The organism is Dickeya undicola (genome assembly GCF_000784735.1).
In the GTDB taxonomy this organism is placed as follows: Bacteria; Pseudomonadota; Gammaproteobacteria; order Enterobacterales; family Enterobacteriaceae; genus Dickeya; species Dickeya undicola.
The window spans coordinates 368,804-393,348 of the sequence record NZ_JSYG01000004.1; the positions used below are offsets into that span (position 1 = coordinate 368,804).

The following is a 24,545-nucleotide window of genomic DNA, read 5'->3' on the forward strand; positions in this document are numbered from 1 at the left end:
ACTCGCCACATGCTGTGGCTCGCCCTGCGGGCCAGCGTAAACGCTGTTCAAAAACGCTTTTCGCGTTTTTGTCAGACGCGGCACGGGCTTTCGCCGCGTCCATGCGGCTCACCCGGCGAAGACGAACACCTCGGCACAGTTTTTTACGCCAGAAAAACCCATTGCTGACGATTAAGATGGTTGTCTACAGCCTCCATAGCCGACTATCGTCGGCCATGTTCCCACTCACCTGAGCAGCAGCTTATTCAGCAGTGGCCCCAGGTTTTCCAGCGACTCTGGCGATAGAATATCCGCATGTTCGCAAGACTGCAGGTACTGCGTCAGCGTGCTCACATACGGCGCCCAGGTGGCGTTGACATCCATGTCAGTCGGCAAGGTGCGGGTGGCCACAAACAGCGTAGCGTCACCGTCGTAACGGCCCGAGCGGGCCGATGACAACAACCGTACCGCATCCTGATAGTTGGCGACAATATTACCGAACATCGCCGCTCGCTCCGCCCGCAGTTGTGGGTCGTCCTCCGCTTGCGTGTCGGCCATAAACCCAGCCTGTTCGCGTGCCACTTCCTCGCGGGCATCGGCTTCGTCCGGTGCAGCCCAGTCCTGCCCTTCCGGCGGATAGGTATCCAGCAGGCCGAGGAACGACACCGTTTCGCCCGCCTGCTGCAATCGCGCCGCGATACCATGCGCCAGCGTGCCGCCCAGCGAATAGCCCAGCAGGAAATACGGCCCCTGCGGTTGAAGGCGGCGGATAGTCGTCAGATGATGATCACACATCTCGTCCACCGACGCGCAACGGGCGATCACCCCATCCGGTCGCGGCGATTGCAACCCGACGATCGGGTACTCCCCGTCCAGATAACGCAGTAGCCCGGCGTACTGCCAGGCAAAGCCCGACGCCGGATGCACACAGAACAACGCCGGTCCGTGACCGGAACGCAGCGGCAGGGTTTCGCCGTTGCCGTCCTGGCTGCTGTCGGTATCACCCTCCACCAGCGCAGCGAGGCGCTCGATACTGCGCGCCGCCATGATCTGCCCGACCGTCAGCGAATGCTGCAACTGACGACGAATCTCCGCCGCCAGCCGCATCGCCAGCAACGAATGACCGCCCAGCGCGAAGAAGTCGTCCTGTGCCGATACCGTCTCGCACGCCAGCAATTCGATAAACAGCGCGGCGATCGCCCGTTCGCTGTCCGTCTGCGGCGCGCGCCCGGCGGCCTGTTGCCCGGCAGGCGTCGGCAGCGCTTTGCGATCAAGCTTACCGTTAGCACTGAGCGGGAATACCGTCATCAGTACGTAACTCACCGGCACCATGTGCGCGGGCAGTTGCTGCGACAGCGCCTGTTGTAATGCGTCAACATCCAGCGTTGCGCCCGCCTGCGGCACCAGCCAGGCCACCAGTTGCCGGGCATCGGCACCGTGCAAGTGGGTCTGTTTTCCGCCCAGCTCGCGTGCGCCGACCACCGCCTGCGCCACATCAGGCTGCGCCAGCAGCACCTGCTCGATTTCTCCCAGCTCGATGCGCTGCCCGCGGATTTTCAACTGGTCGTCGCTGCGACCGAGATAGTCCACCGTGCCGTCTTCCAGCCAGCGCGCGATGTCGCCGGTGCGGTACATCCGCTCGCCGGTGGCGAACGGGTCGGCCACAAAACGGCTGGCGGTCAGATCCGGCCGACGCAAATACCCCTGCGCCAGTTGAATGCCGCACAGATACAGATCGCCCGGTACGCCAACCGGCACCGGTCGCAGCGCGCCGTCCAGAATGCGCAGTTGGGTGTTCCATACGGGCAGGCCAATAGGAATACCCGGCAACGGACAGCGGTCCAGCGCCTCGCCGGACGCCGGTTGCCAGGTAACGTCCACCGCCGCTTCGGTCGGGCCGTATAAGTTATGCAACGGTGCCGCGATGAGCGACTGATAATTCAGCGCCAGTTCGCGCGATAATGCTTCACCGCTACAGAACACCCGCCGCAGGCTGCCGCAGCCGATTTCTGTGCGCGGGCGCGTCTCCAGCGCACTGACCCAAGCCGCCAGCATAGACGGTACGAAATGCATCGTGGTCACCGCATAGTCGTTGATCAACTGCACCAGCGCATCCGGGTCGCGGTGTGCGTCCGGCGGTGCCATCACCAACCGGGCACCGACCATCAGCGGCCAGAAGAACTCCCATACCGAAACATCGAAACTGCACGGTGTTTTCTGCAATATCACGTCATCCGCCTGCAACGGGTACTGGTGCTGCATCCACCACAAGCGGTTGACGATGGCCTGATGGCCGACCACCACCCCTTTCGGGCGACCGGTGGAGCCGGAGGTGTAAATCACGTAAGCCGCCTGCTGTTCCGCTACCGGTGGCGACGGGTGACGCGGCGACTGGCGTTCATCCGCCAGCGTATCCAGCAACAACACATCGGCCAGTTTGGCAAAGCGCGGCTGTAGGCTGCTTTCGGTGATCATCAACCGGGGTTGCGCGTCCTCTACCATCAGCGCCAGTCGTTCATCCGGGTAGCCGGTATCCAGCGGCAGCCAGGCGGCACCGGTTTCCAGAATGGCGTACAGCGCCAGGCTGAGGCGCACCGAGCGCGGCAGCGCCACCGCCACGATATCGCCGGGACGTACCCCGGCGTCGATCAGCCTGTCGGCCAGCAAGCGGGTCTGCCGTTGTACCTGCTGGTAAGTTAACTGGTGCTGGCTATCCACCAGCGCGATACGTTCCGGCGTGCGTTGCGCCTGCGCCGCCAGCGCCTGATGTAAGGTGCCCGGCGGCACCGGCTGCTCGGTGCGGTTGACCGCCGCCAGCAGTGCCTGTTCCTCGGGCAGTTGCAGGTTCCAGGACGACAATGGGCGCTCCGGCGCGGCCACCAACTGCTCCAGTAGCAGCAACAGGCGCTGCGCCAGCCGTTGCGGCTGCGCCACGCTGTCGCGGTATTCCATCAGCAGCCGCAGCCGTTTGCCAGGCAACACCAGCAGCGTCAACGGATAATGGGTGTAACCCCGATTGTTGACAGCCTCGCAGCGCAGCGCCTGCCCCGCCTGACTCAGCGCGTCACCATCCGGGTAGTTCTCCACCACCAACAGGGTGTCGAACAGCGTACCAGTGCCCGCCAGTTGCTGGATTTCGCCCAGCCCCACATCGTCGTGCTCAATCAGTTGGATTTGCTGCGCCTGTAGTTCGGCCAACTGCGGCAACAGCGCCCGCGACGCATCCAGCCGCACCCGTACCGGCAGCGTATTGCTGAACAGCCCGACCTGCTGGTTGATGCCGTCAATCTGACCGAACCGGCCAGACACCGGCGAGCCGAATACCACATCATCCGCGCCGCTACTGGCGCTAAGCAGCATCCCCCAGATACCCTGCATTACGCTGTTGAGCGTCAGACCATGCTGTTTGCACAGAGACAGCAGCCCCTGTTCCAGTGGCGGCTCCGGCAGCAATTCCAGCTCGCGGACGTCGCCGTGATGCGGACCGTCGCCAAACAGCAGCGTCGGGCGCGCCCCGGCCAGTACAGCGCGCCAGCGTTGACGTGAGGCTTCCGCGTCACGGGCCGCCAACTGGCGGATAATGTCGGCATACGGCACCGTGAGTGGCGTCAGCGCGTGACTGCCCTGATACAGCGCGGTGAACAAGTCGTGCAGACACACCGGGGTCGACCAGCCATCCACCACCAGATGGTGTGCGTTGAGGAACAGCGTGTGACGTTCCCCGTCCGCGTGACTGACCAGCAAGGCGTGCAGCATTGACGAAGGCTGGTGGAACAAATCGCGCGCCAGTTCAGCGTGCTCCAGCGCCAGCAATGCCTCGGTTTCCTCGTCTGCCGACAGCGCGGGCAACGTATGGAGATCCAGCGGCCAGTAGCAATAATCATCACGCAGTATCGGCAGCACCTGTAACGGTGCCGACGCCTGTTCGGTGTCAAACCGCGCCGCCAACTGCGGGTGATGACGGACCACCGCCTCCAGTGCCTGACTCAATTGCGCCACCGACAGCGGGCCACGCAGTGACAGCCGGGTCAGCGAGTTGTAACTACCGGCGATTTGTGTCAATTGGGCGTGGAATAACAGCCCTTGCTGCAACGGCAGTACCGGCAACACCGCCGTCAGTGGCCCGTAGTGTTGACGCAGGCGCGTCAGCACGTCGTCATTTACACTGGCCTGCGCCACTTCAGCGGCAACCAGCGTATCAGACAACGGCGGATAATCTGCCAGTTCCCGCCACTGCGTGATCGTCTGCACCACACCTTGATGCAGTGCCTCTATATCTTCCGGCGCAAAAATCGACTCTGCCCATCCCCAGTGGATAGCCAGTTGTGGCTGCGATTCACCTTCATCGACGAAGATATTGACGTCCAGCGGATGACTGAGCGGCATTTCTGGTGCTTGAGCCACGGCAAAGGCATCGCGGAAATAGCGGTCGCTACGGCACGCGGACCACAGACCGTCGGCGGCATCAAACCGCCCCAGATAGTTGAACAGGATCTCCGGCGCGTTATCTTCCAGCGCCGCCAGTTCTCCGGCGCTTTGCGCGTCCAGATAACGCAGCACACCGTAACCGACACCGCGATCCGCCACCGCCCGCAGCACCCCCTTCACAGACCGTAGCATGGCCCAGGGCGTGTCGACCTGTTCCGTCGGCGCGTCAATACACACCGGGTATTCGGCGGTCAGCCAACCCACCGTGCGCCCAAGATCTAATCCCTCTGGCGTATCGATACGACCGTGGGATTCCAGCGCCAGCCGCAGCGGCTGCACACCAAAGTGACGGTGGCAAGACAGCACCAACGCCCCCAGCAGGATCTCGTCCACCCGTGCCTGATAGCACGTCGGCAAGGTGCTCAGCACCGCATGGGTTAGCCCGGCGTCCAACACCCGGCGCGCCTGCTGTCGGGTACATTCCTGATCCTGTGTCGGGTCAAGACGACGACGCCCTAACCGCGGCAGCGGGGATGCCAGCATCGACTGCCAGAATGGTAATTCCGCACGTCGCGCCGCGACCTGCCCTTTCAGGCTGATGGACCAGTCGACCAACGAACAGGCTTCCGCAGGCAACGCAGCCACTTGACCGGCCATCGCCGCCTCCGCCACCTGACGTAATTCCGGCAACAGCACGCGCCACGATACGCCGTCCACCACCAGATGGTGGATAACCAGCACCAGCCCGCAAGCACGGTTATCGCGTTGCAGCAGCACCGCCTGCATCATCTGACCCGCCGCCGGGTCGAGACGCGCCACGGCCGACTCAAACGCACGTTCGGCCGCCGCGTCAACCGGCTCCTGCGCCGTCAGCGCGTCGCAGTGTACCGGTATCGTCACCGCTGAAGACGCTTCAATTACCAGTTGCCCGTCACGGGTGATGGCGCTCAACGCCGGATGCGCCTGCGCCAGCGCGTTCAATGCCTGCGTCAGGTGTGCGGGTTGCAGCGTGTCAGGCACCGACAGGAATACGCCGTGGGCAAATCGTTGAGTCATTCCCGCCTGCCGGGCGAAGCTGTGGATGATCGGCAAACCGTCCACCACGCCATGCCGTACCGTGCGAGTCGGTAGAGCCGTTTCGGACAGTGGCTGTAATGCCAGCGCCATCCGCGCCGGGGTACGCTCGGCAAAAATCGCTTTCGGCCGTAGCTGCCAACCGGCGCGGCGCAACAGTGTGCCCAACCCCATCGCGGAAATGCTGTCGCCGCCCAGCGCGAAGAAATCCGCCTCGGCGCTCACGACGTCCAGCTTCAGCAGGCTGGCGATGGACTGGCAAATCAGTCGTTCCTGTTCGGTAGCCGGTTCGCGCCCGGCCACCGCAGCGGCCTGCTGCGGCTTCGGCAACGCCTGGCGGTCAATCTTGCCGTTGACGGTCAACGGCAACTCCGCCATCACCATCAGCACCGCCGGGATCATGTAATCCGGCAGTTGCTCCGCCAACTGCGCCAGCAGGCGAGCGGCGATATCCGGTTGTGCGCGAACGGCGTCGTCCGGCACCGAGCAATAGCCAATCAGCCGGTGCGTCGCGCCAAGCGGTTCAGCGATCACCACCGCGGTACTGACCTCGGCCAGCGACACCAGCCCGTTTTCCACCTCGCCCAGTTCCACGCGGAAACCACGCACCTTGATCTGGTGGTCAACACGGCCGATGAACGATAACTGGCCGTCATGACGCCAGCGCATCAGGTCGCCACTGCGGTACATCACCGCGCCCGGTATAAACGGACAGGCAACAAAACGCGTGGCGGTGAGATCCGGGCGGCGCAGATAGCCGCGCGCCAACCCCGGCCCGGCGATATACAGTTCACCGGGCACACCTACCGGCACCGGGCGCAGCTGGTTGTCCAGCAGCCACACACGGGTGTTGGCGACCGGCTGACCGATAACCGGTTGATCCGCCACCGTGACCCGCGCCCCCAGGGTATCGATGGTGTATTCCGACGGCCCATAGTAATTATGGATTTCCATCTGTGGATGCTGACGCATCCGTTGCCACAGCCGCGGCGTGGCCGCTTCACCGCCGATCATGATGAATGCAGGCTGGTGGTTATCCGCCTCCAGCAGGCCGCTGTCGATCATCTGGGTGAAGAACGACGGCGTGATGTCCATCAGGTCAATCGGCGTCTGATTAAGATGCTGTACCAGCGCCCAGGCGTCTTTACGCAGTTCTTCGTCGAAAATGTGCAGTTCGCTGCCCATCATCATGCAAAACAGCGGCTCCCACGAGGAGTCGAAGGAGAATGACGCGGTGTGCCCGGCGCGCAGGCGGCGGCCGTGCTGCTGTGAGAAACGCGCAATCGCCGGGCCGAACAGGAAGCTCGAATGGGACATCATCAGGTTGAGTAAACCGGCGTGGGTACTCATTACCCCTTTCGGCTTTCCGGTCGAGCCGGAGGTATAGATCATGTAGGCCAGATGTTCGCCGCACAGCGGCTCGCGCCGTTCCGCATCCGTCACCGGATGTGCGGGCAAGCGGGCGCACTCGGCCCGCAAGGCGGCGTCGTCGAGACACAGCACCTGCGGCAGGTCTGGCATCTGCGCGCGCACGGCGCTGTGGGTCAGCAGCAACGCCGGACGCGCGTCGTCACACATCAGCGCCAGACGTTCACGCGGGTAATCCAGATCCAGCGGCATGTAGGTGGCACCGCTGGTTAACACCCCGAAAATCGCCACCACCGACGACACCGAACGCGGCACGCCGATCGCCACCACATCCCCCGCGCCGATGCCTTGCGCCCTTAGCTGACGCGCCAGTTGCATCACCCGTGCCGACAGCTCGCGGTAGCTGAGGTGTTCGCGGCCACAAGCCACGGCCAACGCATCAGGCTGCTGCTGTACCTGTTGTTGCAGACAATCCAGCACCGAACGCAACGTCGCCGGTATGGTCAGTGCCGGGCCGCTGCCCCATCCGTCGATATGTCGCCATTCGCTGTCGCTAAGCAGGGATAGCGCAGCAATCGCGCTATCTGGCTGCTGCCACAGTTGTTCCAACAGATGCTGCAACCGCTGCACATGCCCCTGTAACGACGGGCGATCATAACGAGCCGGATTGGCGACCAGCTCCAGTTGCAGTTCGTCGTCCTGCACACCGAGGGTAAACTCCAGGTCGTCTACCGGTCCCATCGCCAGTACGTGCGTCGTGACCGGCGTGTCTCCCAGCGTCAACCCGGCGTTGTAGACCTTGAAGTTGATCACCGGCCCGTACAACCCATCGCTACCGCCAACCAGACCGCGATCCCGCCGCAATTGTTCCGCTTCATAGCGTTGATGACGCCGCACCGCTTTGACTTCCGCCTGCAACGCCGCCACAACCTCGATGAGGGTCATATCAGGACGCAGCGTGAGCTGTAGCGGCAACACATTGACCACCGGCCCACAGGCGCACAGCGCCGCCGACCCCATTCGCCGCATGAACGGGAAACCGACCGACAGGTGCGGCTCCCCACTCATCCGATAGAGGTAAATCATCAGCGCCGCCATCGCGATCTCAGCCGGTTGCGCCCGACCACCACACTGTTGCTCTGCCAGCGCGACAAAGGGCGCAGCAGGAAGAGTTAGCTGTTGATGTAACGTCCGGGTTCCCGCTGGAGCTGGGGCGCACACGTCCGCCGCCAGCGACACCGGCGTCGGCAATGCGCGGGTGTGCTCGTGCCAAAATGCTGCCGCCTGCTGGCAGGCAGGCGAACGCTCCCACGCCTGATATTCTGTCACCACCTCGGCAAATGACGTAAATGGCGAGTCCGTCAGTGTTTCACCCTCACCAAGCGCGTTGTAAATCGCGACGATCCGCCGGGTCAAGGCGTCAAAACTAAAGCCATCCAACATCAAATGATGAAAACGCTGATACCAGAACCAGCGCTCCGGCTGTGCCGATACCCGCATGATCACCTGACGATAAAACGGCTGATCGCCATCGGCCGACAGCGGTGCCGCCAGGTCTGTATGCATCAGCGCCCAGGCGGCCTGTTCACCCTGCGCCGGGTTGCTGAAATCCAGCAATTCCGGTTCACGGATGCCTGCGGCTTGCGATGTGTCCGGCAGCCACTGCACCGGCTGATCATGCTCATTCAGGCCAAAGCGAGCCTGTACCGTATCGGCCTCGGCCAACCCCTGACGAATCGCCGCCGACAGGCGAGACGGGTCCACCGGGCCGTTCAACTCCAGCGCGTGTGCGATGCTAAAGGCATTCGATTGGGTAGCGATATGATCGGCCATCCAGATGCCAGGCTGGGCCGCTACCAGCGGCAATTCCCGAGAATTTGTCTGATGCACAGGCAGTAAACCGGGCTGTGATGGGGTGGATGGATGGGATAGTTCTGACACGTTGTTTTCCTTACTCCGTCAACGGAAACATTCCTGACTGGTGAACGCGGGTTAAGCTTCAGTGGTCCGCAGACTGGCCGGGCGCATGTCTTGCCAGTGGGTTTCGGTATAGGCGATGCACGCCTCGCGGGATTCCGGCCCGTATACGGTGTTCCACCCTGGCGGCACCGCAGCGAACGCTGGCCACAGGCTGTATTGCTGCTGTTCATTAACCAGCACAAAAAACGCCAGACGATCATCGTCAAACGGATTAAGTTGTTCCTGACTCATTGTTGTTACCTCGTGTTATTGCGCTGCCGCCGTCCGTCAGACGTCGGCAGCCTATAGACTTACCCCTGGGCTATAGACTTACCCCTGGGACGCCACCGTTAAGCCCGCGTCGTTCAGCAGCCAACGGAAGCCGTCAATCAACCCGCCGCGCCAGCACAACGTGTCATGCCCACCGGCATACACGCGCTGGTGAACCTGATGCCCCGCCGCCGTCAGCGCGTCATACATCTGCTGATTGACGAAGGCGATATCCGCCTCACGCCGTCCGGCTTCCTGAAAAATCACCAGCGGGGAGGCCGTCCGTCCACCCTGCCTGACCTGCGTGACCAGCACGCCGGGTTCCAGCGTGTCGCGCAGGTCAAAATCGGTGATGAATTGCAGATTCGGCCACCAGAAAGAACCGGACTGGGTGAGCACCCGACCAAAGCGTTGTGGCCAGTGCAGCCCGGCGTACAGCGCCGCCAGTCCGCCGTAACTCTGGCCGGAGACGACGGTGTGGTTCGGGTCGTCACTGAATGACGTCAGGTGCGCCACCTGCGGCAACAATTCCCCCTGTACCGCCTGCCAGAACGCCGCATCGCACGGCAGTTCCCGACAGCGGGTTTCCCCGTCAATGGCATCAATAAACAACCAGACCGCAGGCGGCAGATTGCCCTGTGCGGTTTCCGCATCCAGCGCGGCAAATAGTGGTGTCTCCTGCGCCCATTTCTGCCCGTCCAGCACCATGCACAATGGCCGCTGTGCCGGTGTTTCACTCACGCCGGTGGTGTACAGCCAGATACGGCGCTGGTTGTCGAGCCGTTCGCTCCGCCAGTCAAATACCGTCAGCCGGGCTGCATCCGGTGGTAACGCCGAGCCGTTGTCCACCGCGCGCCAGGCCTGCTGCGAGGGGGCCTGCGGCATATGCGCAGCGGATAACTGTTCACCCCACGGCTGGGCCACATTGAGCGGATCGGCGATCGCGCAGGGAAACAGCGAACACCACCATTCTCGCTGCTGTTCGTCCCGCTGTTGCTCATCGTCACTAAACACCGGCGGCAGTTGCGCCGCCACGACAGGAATCAGGGCATAGCTACCACGCCAGTCATGTTCAATGCTCATCGACCAGTGCCAGACATCGGTGCCGGGCAGCCGTTCCAGACTCTGCGGGCTGGTGCTGTGGTGATCAGTCACGCCGTTGATATCGGCATACACCCGCCGGATGGCGGAATAGCGCTCGTCACCGTCCGGATCGCGCCAGAGAAACGTCACCCACACCCGCCCGGCATCCTGCGCTTCCACCAATGGCGTTCCTAATTCGGCAACCTGCTGCCACCACACCTCTTCCCCTGCCAGAGGCGATGACAACAGTGCTGCGGCGAAACCTGACGTCTGTGCTGCCGACATCAAAACCTCCCAGGGACTGCCCTTTACGTTTTTCTTACATTTAATTAACCAAGCTAATGTGTTGCTTGAGTGATTTACAAATCTAGAGACAAGAGAAATAATATTGAGAACTATTTACATTTGCAATAAGATGCAACTCCCGATTTTTAGCGGGACAAACAAACTCATACACCGGTCACAAAACACATCATGTAAATTCAATTAATTGAATTTTAAATAAATTTATTTATTGAATGGGATGAATGGCAGGGTCGGTGAAGAAGAAGCCAGAAACATACAAAAAATAAGGTCTTTCACAGGAGGGGAACACTGATGCAGTGCACCAGGAATAAACAATTAAAAAAATTAAAGTCTTGGCAGAAAAATAAAAAGACGATGCCAGCCGTACTGGCTTCCACGCTACTGATGGCAGCACACGCGCAGGCAGCAGAAACCACCAGCACCGATACCATGATTGTGTCGGCCAACGCCGGTGAAAGTGTCACTGCACCGCTGAAAGGTATCGTGGCGAAAGAAAGCGCCTCCGGCACTAAAACCAGCACGCCACTGATTAAAACCCCGCAGTCAGTCACTGTAGTGACCCGCGACCAGATGGATGCACAGGCGGTTTCCTCTGTTTCTGACGCACTGAACTACTCCAGTGGCGTGGTCACCAATTATCGTGGTTCTTCCAACCGCAACGATGAAGTGATCGCCCGCGGGTTCCGTTACGCGCCAAAATTCCTCGACGGCCTGAGCTACGGCCTGAGCGGCCAGGGCGCGGCGCTGGGAAAAATCGACCCCTGGTTGCTGGAGCGAGTGGAACTGGTGCACGGCCCGGCATCGGTACTGTATGGACAGGTGAATCCCGGCGGGCTTATCAGCATGACCAGTAAACGCCCGACCGCTGAAACCATCCGCAAGGTTCAGTTCAGCGCCGGTAACCAGCATTTGGGCGAAGCCGCGTTTGACTTCGGTGGCGCGCTCAACGACGACAAGACCCTGCTGTATCGCCTCAATGGTATCGCCAGCACCCGCGATGAATTCGTCAAGGATTACAAAGAGAAACGCGTTGCCATCGCACCGGCGATCACCTGGCTGCCGAACAGCGACACCAGTTTTACACTGCTGACCAGCTACCAGAACGACCCGAAAGCCGGTTACCGCAATTTCCTGCCGAAAATCGGTACGGTGACCGAAGCCAGCGCGGGCTATATTCCCGAAGACCTGAACGTCAGCGACCCGAACTACAGCCGTTCAAAACGCGAACAGGTCGGCATCGGTTATATTTTCGATCACTCCTTTAGCGACAACGTGACCTTCCAGCAAAACCTTCGCTATTCCCAGTTGCGGGAACGCTACAAGTATCTGGTTTACACCTGGAGTAACCCGGAAATCTCCGACACGTCGCTGTCGCGCCGTCAGGTACGTGAAGAACTGAATGCCGATGAACTGGGGCTGGATAACCAGCTCAAGGTCAAACTGGCAACCGGCGAGGTAGAGCACACCCTGCTGGGCGGACTGGATTACAAATGGCAGGACCGCGATTACAACTACTGGCGCAACAGCGGCAACCAGTACAACTTTGACTGGGCCAACCCCAGTTATGGCGGTTCCTATCTGGTGGATGATAGCCAGTTATCACTGAACCAGTCTTACAAGAAAAAACTCGATCAGGTCGGTGTATATCTGCAAGACCAGATGGAATGGAACCAGTGGAATCTGCTGCTGTCTGGCCGTCATGACTGGAGCGAAATACGCACACAGGATCGCACCACCCGCACCACGACCCAGCAAAACGACAACAAATTCACCGGCCGCGCTGGTCTGCTGTACGCCTTCGACAACGGTATTTCACCGTATGCCAGCTACAGCACCTCGTTCGAACCCAACCTGGATTCCGGCGCGCCGGGCACACCAGCCTTTAAGCCCACCACTGGTGAGCAGAAGGAAGTGGGGGTGAAATTCCAGCCCAAGGGTAGCAATACCCTGCTGACCGTATCGCTGTTCGATATCACACAGAAAAACATCACTTCGTACAACAGTGTGACCCAATACAACGAGCAGATCGGCAAGGTGAAATCCAAAGGGGTGGAAACCGAAGTTCACTCGCAACTGACGCCGGAAATCAGCCTGATGGCGGCTTACACCTATACCGATGCGGTCACCAAAGAAAGCAACACCGCCAGCCAGGTCAACAAAACGCCGTCGTCTATTCCACGCCATTCCGCTTCCGCCTGGGGCAGCTACAGCTTCCAGAATGGTCCGCTGAGAGGCGTCACGCTGGGCACCGGCGTGCGTTATATCGGCTCAACCTACGGCGATAACGCAGAGAGTTTCAAAGTACCGTCTTACACCCTGTACGACGCGATGGCACGTTACGAACTGGGTTCGCTCGCCTCGCAACTGAAAGGCACAACGGTACAACTGAACGTCAACAACCTGACCGACAAACGCTATGTGGCCTCATGCGGTGGTGATACCGCCTGCTTCTACGGCAGCGGACGCACCGTCGTCGCTACGGTTAGCTACAGCTGGTAATACGCGGCAGGGCGGGGTTTCCCGCCCTGCGGTGACGCCTGCGCGCCACCATTTTGTTCACTCACGACATAAGGATAACCCCCGTGTCAACGCTCGCAGCCACCTCTTCATCGCTAGATGCTCGCACACTTCAGCACGATGATTTTCTGTTTCTGTCTCCCGACAACAGCCTGCATACCCGCGGGTGTTACGCCACTCTGGCGACGGCAGTGGCAGACGGCGGTCACCTGCAAGGCGATGTTCAGCAGCAGGTAAAAACGCTGTTTGCCCGCGCCTGTCAGGACGGTATCGCCCGGCCGTTGCTGGTTGGTGCCATCCCGTTCGACAAACGCCAGCCTGCCCGCCTGTTCGTGCCGCAACAGTCGCACTGGTTCGCACGCGAGACGTTGCAGCACGCCATACCGCCATCATCGCCGCTCACCGCGCGTCAGATCCGTGAAGTACCGGAGCAGGATGCATTTTGCCAGATGGTCAGTGCCGGGGTTGCCGCAACCCGCAGCGGCGAGCTGAACAAGATAGTGCTGTCCCGCCTGTTGGATATCACTACCGAGCAACCGCTGGACTCGATTCGCCTGCTGTTGCAACTCAACCAGCAGAACCCGTGGAGCTACAATTTCCACGTACCGCTGGAACAGGGCGCGCTGCTGGGTGCCAGCCCGGAACTGCTGCTGAATAAGCAAGGGCATCACATTGTGTCGCAGCCGTTGGCCGGTTCAGCCCGCCGCAGTGACGACCCGGTGGAAGACCAGCGCCTGCGCCGTATGCTGATGGCATCAGCCAAAGATCGTCATGAGCACCGTCTGGTCACCGATGACATCCACCGGGTTTTGGCCTCTCGCTGCCGGACGCTGACCATTCCGGACACGCCGGAGTTACTCAGTACGCCGGTGCTGTGGCATCTGGCTACCCGGATTCAGGGCGAGGTGCTGGACCCGCAGGAAAACGCGTTATCCATCGCCTGCCTGCTGCATCCCACACCGGCGCTGTGCGGCGTACCTTTCGAAGCGGCCCGCGATCGCATCGCCCAACTGGAGCCGTTCTCACGCGGGCTGTTCGGCGGCATCGTCGGCTGGTGCGACGATGAAGGCAACGGTCAGTGGGTCGTCACCATTCGCTGCGGCGAAGTCCAACAAAACCGGGTACGGCTGTTTGCCGGTGCAGGCATTGTGCCGGATTCCCAGCCGGTGTCCGAATGGCATGAAACCGGCGTTAAATTGAGCACCATGCTGCGTGCATTTGGTCTGCGACAGGATCAGGAGTGTGCAGCATGATGATTGAATTCACCCGTTGGCCGCCCGAACTGGAACAACGCTATCGTGAGCGAGGCTACTGGCAGGACTTGCCGCTGGGCGACATCCTGACCCGACACGCCGACAATGACGACATCGCACTGATCTGCGGCGAACGCGCGCTCAGTTACCGACAGATGAATCGGCAGGTGGCGCAGTTGGCGTGTGCGCTGCAACGCCGGGGGATCAAACCGGGGCAGACCGCGCTGGTGCAGTTGGGCAACGTCGCCGAATTCTATCTGACGTACTTTGCGCTGCTGCGTGCCGGTATTGTGCCGGTGAACGCGTTGTTCAGCCATCAACGCAGCGAGCTGTGCGCCTACGCCGATCAGATAGCCCCAACGTTGTTGATCGCCGATCGTAGCCACCCGCTGTTTGCCAACGACAGTTTTATCCACGAACTGCGCCAACGCTGTCCGTCGCTACAACAGGTGATTCTGCGAGGCGATGCCGATTCCGCGCTGGCGCTGTCGCCACTGTTACAGGAAGAGGGTGACCCGCTGGCCGCTACGCCGACACCCGCCGATCAGGTGGCATTTTTCCAGCTTTCCGGCGGCAGCACCGGCACGCCGAAACTGATCCCCCGTACCCATAACGATTATTACTACAGCATCCGCGGCAGCGTGGAGATCTGTCAGGTCAACGCGCATACCCGTTTTCTGTGCGCGTTACCCGCCGCCCACAACTATCCGCTCAGTTCGCCGGGCGCACTCGGCGTGTTCTATGCCGGTGGCACGGTCGTGCTGGCAAACGACCCCAGCCCAAGCTGCTGCTTCCCGCTGATTGCCCAACACCAGATCACGCTGACCGCGCTGGTGCCGCCCGCTGTCACGCTGTGGCTGGAAGCGGTGGCGTTATCCGGCAATCGCCACGCGCTGGCGAGTTTACAGGTGTTGCAGGTTGGCGGCGCGCGCTTGAGCGAAGCGCTGGCGCGTCGCATACCAACGGAACTGGGCTGTCAACTGCAACAGGTCTTTGGCATGGCGGAAGGACTGGTGAACTACACCCGGCTGGACGACGACGATGCCCACCGTTTCACCACCCAAGGCCGACCTATCAGCGACGATGACGACGTATGGGTGGCTGACGCCGATGGCAACCCGTTACCGCACGGCGAACCCGGCCGACTGATGACACGCGGCCCTTATACCTTTCGGGGGTACTACCGCAGCCCGGCGCACAACCGCCAGGTCTTTAACGATGATGGTTTTTACTGCTCCGGCGATCTGGTTATCCAACAGGCGGATGGCTATTTGCAGGTGGTGGGGCGCGAAAAAGATCAGATCAACCGGGGTGGGGAAAAGATCGCTGCTGAGGAGATCGAAAACCTGCTGCTGCGTCACCCATTGGTGATCAACGCCGCACTGGTGGCGGTGCCAGACCCGATGATGGGCGAGAAAAGCTGCGCGTTTCTGGTCACCCGCGAACCGCTTAAAGCGGTAGTGCTACGCCGCCATCTGCGCGAACAAGGCATCGCCGACTACAAACTACCAGACCGATTTGAACAACTGCCTACCCTGCCGGAAACCGCGGTGGGCAAAGTCGATAAACAGCGCTTACGCCAGCTGGCGCAACAGCGCGTGGCGGCCGCCGCCGCAGGAGAATAAACCATGGCTATTCCAAAACTGAACGCCTACCCGCTTCCCGGCGTGGCGCAATTGCCGGTCAACAAGGTTAACTGGCCGGTCGAGACGTCGCGAGCCGCCCTGCTGATTCATGATATGCAGAACTATTTCCTCAATTTCTGGGGAGAAAACAGCCCGCTGACCGAGCAGTTGGTCGCTAATGTCGCACGCATTCGACAAGCGTGCCACCAGCAAGGCATTCCGGTGTTCTACACCGCACAACCCAACCAGCAGAGCGACGCCGACCGGGCGCTGCTCAACGACATGTGGGGACCGGGCCTGAACCGTCACCCGGACCAACAGCAAATCACCGCGGCCCTGACGCCAGACGCCAACGACACCGTGCTGGTGAAATGGCGCTACAGCGCGTTCCACCGTTCCGATCTGGAACAACGGCTGAAAGCGGCAGGCCGCGATCAGCTGATTATCTGCGGGGTATACGCACACATCGGTTGCCTGACCACCGCCACCGACGCGTTTATGCGCGATATCAAACCGTTCATGGTAGCCGACGCGCTGGCGGATTTCTCTCAGGAAGAGCACCTGATGGCGCTGCGTTACACCGCCGGGCGTTGTGGCCGGGTGCTGACCAGCGGGCAACTGCTGGAAGCACTGGAACCGCACGCCGATGACAGCCTGGCGCGTTTGCGCGCCGAGCTGCTGCCGTTACTGGATGATGACGATGACATCAGCGACGACGACAACCTGCTGGACTACGGGTTGGACTCAGTGCGCATCATGTCGCTGGTGACCCGCTGGCGTCAGCAGGGGCACGACCTCGACTTCGTGGCGCTGGTGAAAAACCCCACGCTGCGCCACTGGCACCAACTGCTCAGTCAGCCTCAGCGGGAGGAAGCATGAGCGTCACACTGGATTTCAGCGGCAAACAGGTGTGGGTGACCGGTGCCGGGCGCGGTATCGGTTATGACATTGCCTGCCGTTTCGCCGACGCAGGCGCTACCGTCACCGGATTCGACCGCGCGTTTTCCACTGACGACCTGCCGTTTCGCGCCGTTGAGCTGGATATCAGCAACGCCGCTGCCGTTGCCGATGTCTGCGCGACGCTGCTGGCGCAAACACCACATTTGGATGTGCTGGTGAACGGTGCAGGCATCTTGCGCATGGGCCAGACCGAAGCGCTCAGCCAGCAAGACTGGCAGGATTGCCTGAATGTCAACGCGGGAGGCGCGTTTCACCTGTTTCAGGCGCTGATCCCGCAGTTTCAGCAACAACGTAGCGGCGCGATTGTTTCGATTGGGTCTAACGCCGCACATGTACCACGGGTCGGCATGGCCGCCTATTGTGCGTCCAAAGCGGCGCTGCGCAGCCTGTGCCTGACCGTTGGGCTGGAATTGGCCCCCTACGGGGTGCGTTGCAATCTGGTGTCACCCGGCTCCACCGACACGCCGATGCAACGCAGCCTGTGGCACTCACCCGCTTCGGAACAGCACACCATCGCCGGTTTTCCCGAGCAGTTCAAGCTGGGGATTCCGCTCGGCAAAATTGCCCGGCCGCGCGAAATCACCGATGCGGTACTGTTTCTGGCTTCCGATCTCGCCAGCCACGTCACGCTACAGGATATGGTGATCGACGGCGGTGCCACACTGGGTGCATAACCGGTTTTCACGGAGAAATGAGCATGATCTGGAAACGCGCCAGCTCACTGGAAGCACTCAATCAGATGAGCGACGACTGCATGGTATCCCATCTGGGTATCCGCTTTACCCACATGACGGACAACAGTCTGGAAGCCACCCTGCCGGTGGATGCCCGTACCCGGCAGCCGTTTGGCCTGCTGCACGGCGGCGCATCGGTGGTGCTGGCGGAATCATTGGGGTCAGTGGCGGGCTGGCTGTGTACCGAACCGGGTGCCAGCGTGGTCGGCGTAGAAATCAACGCCAGCCACCTGCGGGCTGTTACTCAGGGTGACGTTCGGGGTATCTGCCAGCCATTGCATCTGGGCCGCCAGACGCAGGTCTGGCAGATAGAGATCGTGGACGAGCGCCAACGGCGCTGCTGCATCGCCCGGCTGACCACGGCGGTTATTCAGCCGTAATGTGAGAAAGGAGGCCAATGGCCTCTTTTGAGGCTGTTGACAAACAACTATGTTGTTTTATGAATAGTGAAGTTTGTCCGGTCAGTGAATAGTTTCGTGCGGAATAAGCGGTGTCATTTCTTTGACGCTTCATCGCACGCACGACAAGAAGAGGCTCAAACGCCGCCTCTCCTTGACCTCTGGCTAGGGGCTTCCCTGCCGCGTATCCAGCGCTTCACGCACAAAGATGAATGCCGAGAGGGCCAACACACCTGTAACTTGAAGTATGACGGGTATACACCATCGTGGAGAGCGCTGCCAAACCATTCGGTGCTAATGGCAGCGTATTGGTTATAACAAAGTGAAGGATTATCACGCGGCGAAGACGTGTGCTTGCGCCCCCGCACGCCAGAACGCTATCAAGCGGTGGGTGTGAGTTGCCCGGCAAAAGCAGCCAGTCGCTGCACCCCGTACTCCCATTTACCGAACCCCGACTCCGCATTGATGTGCCCGCCCTCGCCGACATCGACCAGGTCGCTGCCCCAGGCATTCGCCCAATACTCAGCACGGGAAAACGTCATTAACGGATCGTTGTGGCTGGCGAACGCCAGACTGGGCACCGCCAGTCGTTCAGCCTGAATACGCTCTTCAATCTCAAAGCGCATAGGTTCGGCTGGGGCCACCAGCATCACACCCGCGATACCTTCCATACCTTGCTGAACCACATGGCAGGCAGCCAGTGCACCAAAGCTGTGACCAATCAACACCGCGGGTCGATCACAGGTGGACAGTTCGCGACGAATCGCCAGAACCCAGCGGTCCAGATCCGCCTGATACCACTCTTTCTGGCGGATGCGCCGCCAGAATGGGAAGCGACGCTCCCAATGGCTTTGCCAATGCTCTTCATCACTGTCGCGTAGCCCCGGCACCAACACCATGGTCAGGCTCAGGTCAATGTCCATCATCCGCTGGTCTACTTCTGCTGTCTGCATCAGGTTCTGTATCTCCCTGTTGATTGCCTGCCAGGGTAGCACGGACACCATCAGTGATACCGTCGTCCTTTACACCCTTTTCATTACAATCTGATAACAATATCAGTACCGGCTTACAGCCTACCACGTGATTCCCGATTTGTATCCTAGACTGTGTTCCTTAATTATGCGGGTTGTTAACCAGCGCCACCCAGGCTCCGGGCCGTTATCCCGCGTACTCCCGCCGCTGTCACGTTTCACTAACAGGCATCGCCTGTCGGCTTGTCCGACAAGTCACAGGCTATCCATGCTTTTTAATGCTATTCCCACTGAATTTAAAACCATTCCACTTGAACTTCGCCCCTAACCCGGCGTAGATTTAGCGCCGGTTCTGTCATCTGTCCGCCAATGGCACCGATGGCTGGGAGAACGGCCCAGAACCGGCTGTTCCTGAACGGCGAAACGCACAATCGGAATCATTACTGGCGTGATACTGCTGGAGAGAAATCAGTGAAGTACATGTTCATGGGCGTATCATTTATTCTGTTTTTGTGGGTAGGCACTTTTTTACTGATGCTGGAATAACCCTGACGGTATTTCACCATCCACTTCGGCAGGCGGCTCCTGTCGGAGCAACAACAAAAAATAATTATCAGGCACACACGAAAGACGAACAAACGACAGGCTGGCAGCCACTCTGCCAGCCTGTTTTTTTATGGGAATAACCGATATCACCCCATACCGCCCGGCAATGCGCAGTAACGGCTCAGTGACTCCAGCCCCCTAACACATTCAAAACCAGGCTTACTGCGCCACCCACGGCCAGCCAGGGGCCAAACGCCAGTGGCTGCTGCATGTTGATACCGCGCACGCGCCGCCACAACAGTGTTGCCACCAATCCAGACAGTGAGGCAATCAACACCAGATTCGGTAACGCCTGCCAGCCCAGCCAGGCACCCAGCGCGGCCAGTAATTTGAAATCCCCCTGCCCCAGCGCTTCACGGCCACTCAGCAGACGAAATGCCCAGTAAATCAGCCACAGTGACAGATAGCCCGCCATCGCACCGACCACTGCCTGCTCAAGCGGCACAAAAGTATCTGCCAGATTAAACAACAAACCGCCCCATAGCAGCGGAAGGGTCATGATATCCGGCAACAGCTGGGTTCGGGCGTCAATCGCAGCCAAGGTCAGCAGCATCCCCAAACACAGCAATGCTCCGAGCAGCGCCAGCCCCGGCTGCCAGAGCACGCCAGCCAACAGAAACGACAACCCGGACAGCAACTCAATCAGCGGATAGCGCCAGGATATCGCACCACCACAGCAATGGGCGCGCCCGCGTAGCTTTATCCAGCTCAGCAGCGGAATGTTGTCGCGCACACGCAGTCGTTGATGGCAATGAGGGCAGGACGATGGCGGCCAGCACAGGTCATAACGGGAAGAGGGAACGCCAACGGGCTGACCAAGCTGAAAACGCGCTTCCTGCTGCCAGCGCCTTTCCAGCATCACCGGCAGCCGGTGGATCACCACGTTGAGAAAACTACCGATAATCAACCCCAGCAAGAGCAGTGCCGTCAGCCAGATGCGCGGGAATGCGCTGGCAAAGGCGAGCAGATCCATGTTGTTCTCCCATCCCGACCCTGATGGCCCGGTATGCTGACACAAGACGCCAGCCCGTGCCAGACAGGTGAATCACAAGCCATGTTTTTTGCGTACTGACACGCAGATTGGGAGGTTATCGACAGTCGCACTGTGCGTAGACTGGCCGTTTTCCTCCCGTTGGCTGACCGTTACGCCGGTTACAGCACCCGCTCCAGCGACAACCGGGTCACCTCTACAATGCCGGTACTGTTGGGAACCGCCGTCACATCCAGCCCCTGGGTAATGACACCGTTTTTCTGTTCCAGCTCAGCCAGCCAGTGCAACAGATTGTTGAAATCGCTACGCGCCAACGTTACGGATACCTGTGACTCCTGCGGCTGCATACGCAGTACGGTGATACCGTAGCGTGCCGCACTCTGCGGCACCAGCACCGTCAGGCTGATGTCCCGACCGGCGATCTGCCGCCGTGCGCCGTCAGCCGGTGGCAAGCGCGGTGCTTGCTGTTGCATCCAACGCACGGTCTGGCGTTCGCGATCAATCGACATCCGCCACTGCCGCGCCTGTTCCTGCCAGGGAGCCCAGAACAAATAATACAGAAGACACAACAGCACCAGCCCACCGCACGCCAGCGTCATCATCCGTTCGCGCTGGCTCATTGTCTGCCAGCGACGGCGTAATTCATTCATGGCTGACTCCTTAGCGTTAATTGGCCTTCCACATGGTCTTTTTCCTGCTTCATTTCACCCGGTGGGATCTGGAAATAAGCCTGCGCCTGCTGACGGAACTGCTCCATTTGTGCATAAGACGTCGCACGCAAATTGAGGCGCAACTCATCGCGGCTGCGATCGTAAGAGAGTGATTGCAGCGACACACCATCATTCTGCGCCACCAATTGCTGCAACCGGTTCATCTGTTCCGTCAGCGCAAAACCACTCATGCCGGAGCGCGCTTCCTGCAAATGACGCTGCATCTGCGCACGTGGGTTCACCACCTGCTTCTCGTCCGGAAACAGTTTGCGGTACACCCGCACACTCTCCTGACGCCAGTAATCCGCCTGACGATACAGCTGGTAATGAGTCCAGACCGACTCGCCCAGCACCAGTAGCAGCCAGGCAAACAACGCGATCAACACATTGCGCCACGGTAGCAGCGCCTGCTTCCAGGGTTTCACTGGCGCGTATTCGCCCTGACGTAAATCCATACTCATCGGCAGGCTGGCTTGTGCGGCCAGCGTCAGCAAATCCGTCACCGGTTGCGGTTGCCAGGTCACAGCCGATGCGGGCACCGGGCTATAGCAGTGCACGGCGGGCAACGGCTGAAACCCAGCCAGCAGCGACTGATACCAGCTCTCTTCTGCCGCCATGCCCATGCCGGACTCTAACCGAAACAGCCACAGATTCTGATGGCTGATGGCACTCCAGGCGCTGTCGGCTCGCGGTAACGTCATCACATCCGGCACAACCGTTTCGACCGGCACGCCCAAGGTTTCACACAGGTTCAGCCACGACTGCAATCGTGATTTCTGTACCACCGCGACAGTCGCGTTGTCGCCTTGCATTTCCATGACGGCAAAATGCAGTTGGTCGATATCGCTCGCGACCTGCTCTTCCAGCATAAAGGGAATGGCTTGCAGCAATTGGCGGCGCGACTGACGCGGCAACGCCAGGCTGTGGAACGTAACATCGGTCGACGGCACCAGCACCCGCACCGACATCACCGGATAATCCGCTAATACCGACTGCAAACGCTCCAGCGTTCCGTTACCCTGCGTCAGGGTCTGGTGACGGCTGACAGACCAGATCAGCCATTCCAGACAGTCTGAAGTCTCTGCGGACAACCGCAAAATCAGCTGTTGTTTGCCGCTGACGTTCTCGGCCCTGTTCATGGGTTCACCGTCCTATATCCCCCGTACTGACGTTGTACCACCTCAATCTGCTTGCCACGATGAAACAGACTGCGTTGATAGAATTCACTGTCATCCACCCGTATCTGAATGTCGGCGAGGAACCACTCGCTCTTGATCGCCAAGACCTGACGGACGCCGCTTTTCGCGTTTTCCGGCAGTGGTGACAGCCCCATAAATTCATTAAGATTGCGCCACCCCTGAGGCGGACGTTGCTGCAAAATACGCTCGGCCGCGTCGACGCTCATCTCCCCCATGAACAGCGCCGACAGCAATGGCGCGCTCTCTGGCGTCAGGGTATTGACGTTGACAACCAGCTTGTCCACCGGCAACACGCACACATAAGGCAATAACCGGCGGTACAGCGCCGCATCCACACCCATGACCGCCCGTAGCTCCGTGACATCCGTCATACGCTGGTTGCCGGGGTGAAAGTTGACATAGCTGTCGTCTTCCGCACCGTTCATCAACGGTTCGCTATCCTCGTCGATCCAGTCACGCACCGCATCCGTTACGCGCTCGGCCTGCTTTGGATCATCGCCCAGTACTATCAGCAACTGCCGAAATACCTGCGCGGCGTAAGGCCCCTGCCCGGGATTGCCGCCTTTGGAAGGCGGGCTTTGAGTGTTGGTGTCGGTATTACTGTTGCCGTCACTGTTATTACTGTTACTACCATTACCGGATGCATTATTCGGCGTCGTTTTTTTAGCCGGACTGAGCGCATTAAGATTGAGACACGCCTGACCATCCAGCACTTGCGCACGAATTTCGCTGCCGTCCGCCATCATCTGATGGTCCACCTTCGACCAGGGTTGACCGATGAAGGTACTTTCCGGCGATGCCTGGGCATCACGCTGCAACGTACTGGAAATTAACGCTTCTGCACCCAGCGCATACCAGCGAGCCTGTGTACGGTTTAGCAGATTGCTGGTACGTTGCCATGCTTTGCCGCTACGCTCGGTAATCGACGCCGCGATGGTGACCATCAACGCCAGCATCAGCATTACAATCAACAGGGCGACACCACGCTGCCGACGACTCATGAGTCACCTCCGCCGTTGTCATCCGGCGATGGTTGATTCTGCTCGCCAGATGAGTCGGTATTTTCCTGCGGCGGCTGATCCTGACTGTTCTCGTCCTTGTTCTCATCGCCATTATTGCCATTCGGTCCGCCCTTACGCTGCGCCTCCACATAGCGAGGTGTCACCAGGAACACGCGGGTAATCTCACCGTAGTCCCGCAAGGTAACGACCATGGCAATCCCTTGCGGCAGGTGAGCCGGATCGTCCCAGCGGTCCTGCCAGCCATCTTTGCCGAAAAAGCGCAATACAAACCCCGTTACGCCGGTTAACACCGGACGTATCGCCGCCTCCTGCGTGGACAGCGGCTCGGACGAGTCATAAAACAGCCGCTCCAGTGTATCGCCGCGCAACCGATACCCGACACGTTGTAATTCAGAGCGCGGCATAATCCCCAACGGATTGAGCCAACCATTGCGGATGAAGCTAACCGCCCAGTCGGCGCTGCTTAATTGATAACGCTCGGCGTAAAACCCCAGCTCATAGCCCTGACTGCGACGGGGAACGATTTGTGAAAAATCGCGATCCATCAAAGAAAAAGCCCGCTGCAACTCCGCCAGACGGGCCTCTTTACGCGCCGAAACCTCATCGTTGCGCATCACGCCATTCATGACTTGCGACGCCGCCAGGCTGAGCGCGGCGAAAATCGCCAGCGCCAGCATCACTTCCAGCAGGGTAAATCCGCGATCGGCCCGTTTCACTGCGCGGGTTCTCCCGGCTGAACCTGATAGCTGCGTAATACGGCATCAGCGGCCCGACTGTCGCGCTCATGACGCACCTCAACATCGACCGCACGCACTCGCGTGTCCGCGGTTGCCACCCCCTGAATACGCCAGAACCAGAGCGAACCGGCAAAATTGACTTCGCCATCCACCCATTGCGTCTGCGGCCACTGTTTTTCCAGCCGCATCACCGCCTGCTGGTTTTCTGCAATCCAGAGTGCAAACGTTTTTTCTTCCAGCCGACCCAGCCCATTCGCTTGCTGCGCGGTCGTTTTCAGCACCGTTAGTCCGGCCAGTGCGAAAATCACCAACGCCACCATCACTTCGAGCAACGTCATTCCCTGCTGTTTCATCC

17 protein-coding genes are annotated in these 24,545 nt (G+C 60.0%); 7 read left to right on the top strand and 10 right to left on the bottom strand.

The genetic code is table 11. From position 1 onward, the window contains the following. Positions 1-225: 225 nt before the first annotated feature. From OB87_RS02500 to fes, 3 genes are all read right to left on the bottom strand, one after another. Entirely contained in the window at positions 226-8,790 is an 8,565-nt protein-coding gene (locus OB87_RS02500) for a non-ribosomal peptide synthetase (protein ID WP_081977335.1), read from the bottom strand. 51 nt (positions 8,791-8,841) lie between these two features. Continuing rightward, positions 8,842-9,060, bottom strand: coding sequence for an MbtH family protein (locus tag OB87_RS02505; RefSeq protein ID WP_033567836.1), 219 nt, complete (start codon positions 9,058-9,060; stop codon positions 8,842-8,844). Positions 9,061-9,138: 78 nt separating this feature from the next. Then, positions 9,139-10,446 (bottom strand): enterochelin esterase, encoded by a 1,308-nt coding sequence (fes, locus tag OB87_RS02510; RefSeq protein WP_033567837.1) that lies wholly within the window; start codon positions 10,444-10,446, stop codon positions 9,139-9,141. A gap of 312 nt (positions 10,447-10,758) precedes the next feature. Between fes and OB87_RS02515 the strand changes: the two genes are divergently transcribed. The 6 genes from OB87_RS02515 to OB87_RS02540 all read left to right on the top strand — a co-directional run bounded on the left by OB87_RS02515 (position 10,759) and on the right by OB87_RS02540 (position 17,936). Beyond that, the gene (locus OB87_RS02515) at positions 10,759-12,966 is read left to right on the top strand and encodes a TonB-dependent siderophore receptor (protein WP_033567838.1); all 2,208 of its coding nucleotides are present in this window, start codon (positions 10,759-10,761) and stop codon (positions 12,964-12,966) included. A gap of 83 nt (positions 12,967-13,049) precedes the next feature. Further along, positions 13,050-14,237 carry an isochorismate synthase gene (locus OB87_RS02520; RefSeq protein WP_033567839.1) on the top strand — a complete coding sequence of 396 codons (1,188 nt, stop codon included), beginning with the start codon at positions 13,050-13,052 and terminating at the stop codon, positions 14,235-14,237. Further along, positions 14,234-15,862 (top strand): (2,3-dihydroxybenzoyl)adenylate synthase, encoded by a 1,629-nt coding sequence (locus tag OB87_RS02525; RefSeq protein ID WP_033567840.1) that lies wholly within the window; start codon positions 14,234-14,236, stop codon positions 15,860-15,862. The genes OB87_RS02520 and OB87_RS02525 overlap by 4 nt, the downstream gene beginning before the upstream one ends. Before the next feature lie 3 nt (positions 15,863-15,865). Then, complete coding sequence (locus tag OB87_RS02530) at positions 15,866-16,741, top strand: isochorismatase family protein (protein ID WP_033567841.1); 876 nt, start codon at positions 15,866-15,868, stop codon at positions 16,739-16,741. Next, positions 16,738-17,496 carry a 2,3-dihydro-2,3-dihydroxybenzoate dehydrogenase gene (gene dhbA, locus OB87_RS02535; RefSeq protein ID WP_033567842.1) on the top strand — a complete coding sequence of 253 codons (759 nt, stop codon included), beginning with the start codon at positions 16,738-16,740 and terminating at the stop codon, positions 17,494-17,496. The genes OB87_RS02530 and dhbA overlap by 4 nt, the downstream gene beginning before the upstream one ends. A 23-nt stretch (positions 17,497-17,519) precedes the next feature. Further along, the gene (locus OB87_RS02540; RefSeq protein ID WP_033567843.1) at positions 17,520-17,936 is read left to right on the top strand and encodes a hotdog fold thioesterase; all 417 of its coding nucleotides are present in this window, start codon (positions 17,520-17,522) and stop codon (positions 17,934-17,936) included. Positions 17,937-18,334: 398 nt separating this feature from the next. Here OB87_RS02540 and OB87_RS02545 read toward each other — a convergent pair whose 3' ends face one another. Further along, positions 18,335-18,907, bottom strand: a complete 573-nt coding sequence (locus OB87_RS02545) for an RBBP9/YdeN family alpha/beta hydrolase (protein ID WP_033567981.1) — start codon at positions 18,905-18,907, stop codon at positions 18,335-18,337. Between the two features lie 498 nt (positions 18,908-19,405). On the opposite strand from OB87_RS02545, the gene ypdK reads away from it, so the two are divergent. After that, positions 19,406-19,471, top strand: coding sequence for a membrane protein YpdK (gene ypdK, locus OB87_RS21135; RefSeq protein WP_395856377.1), 66 nt, complete (start codon positions 19,406-19,408; stop codon positions 19,469-19,471). Between the two features lie 181 nt (positions 19,472-19,652). Here ypdK and OB87_RS02550 read toward each other — a convergent pair whose 3' ends face one another. The 6 genes from OB87_RS02550 to gspI form a co-directional block, all read right to left on the bottom strand. Continuing rightward, the gene (locus OB87_RS02550; protein WP_033567844.1) at positions 19,653-20,504 is read right to left on the bottom strand and encodes a prepilin peptidase; all 852 of its coding nucleotides are present in this window, start codon (positions 20,502-20,504) and stop codon (positions 19,653-19,655) included. A gap of 179 nt (positions 20,505-20,683) precedes the next feature. Then, positions 20,684-21,172: a type II secretion system protein GspM gene (gene gspM / locus OB87_RS02555; RefSeq protein ID WP_033567845.1), complete on the bottom strand. Its 489-nt coding sequence runs from the start codon at positions 21,170-21,172 to the stop codon at positions 20,684-20,686. Continuing rightward, positions 21,169-22,371 (bottom strand): type II secretion system protein GspL, encoded by a 1,203-nt coding sequence (gspL, locus tag OB87_RS02560; RefSeq protein WP_033567846.1) that lies wholly within the window; start codon positions 22,369-22,371, stop codon positions 21,169-21,171. The genes gspM and gspL overlap by 4 nt, the downstream gene beginning before the upstream one ends. Further along, entirely contained in the window at positions 22,368-23,432 is a 1,065-nt protein-coding gene (gene gspK / locus OB87_RS02565; protein WP_033567847.1) for a type II secretion system minor pseudopilin GspK, read from the bottom strand. The genes gspL and gspK overlap by 4 nt, the downstream gene beginning before the upstream one ends. Beyond that, positions 23,429-24,169, bottom strand: coding sequence for a type II secretion system minor pseudopilin GspJ (gene gspJ / locus OB87_RS02570; RefSeq protein WP_033567848.1), 741 nt, complete (start codon positions 24,167-24,169; stop codon positions 23,429-23,431). The genes gspK and gspJ overlap by 4 nt, the downstream gene beginning before the upstream one ends. Then, entirely contained in the window at positions 24,166-24,543 is a 378-nt protein-coding gene (gspI, locus tag OB87_RS02575) for a type II secretion system minor pseudopilin GspI (RefSeq protein ID WP_033567849.1), read from the bottom strand. Before gspI ends, gspJ begins: the two co-directional genes overlap by 4 nt. Positions 24,544-24,545: the final 2 nt, after the last annotated feature.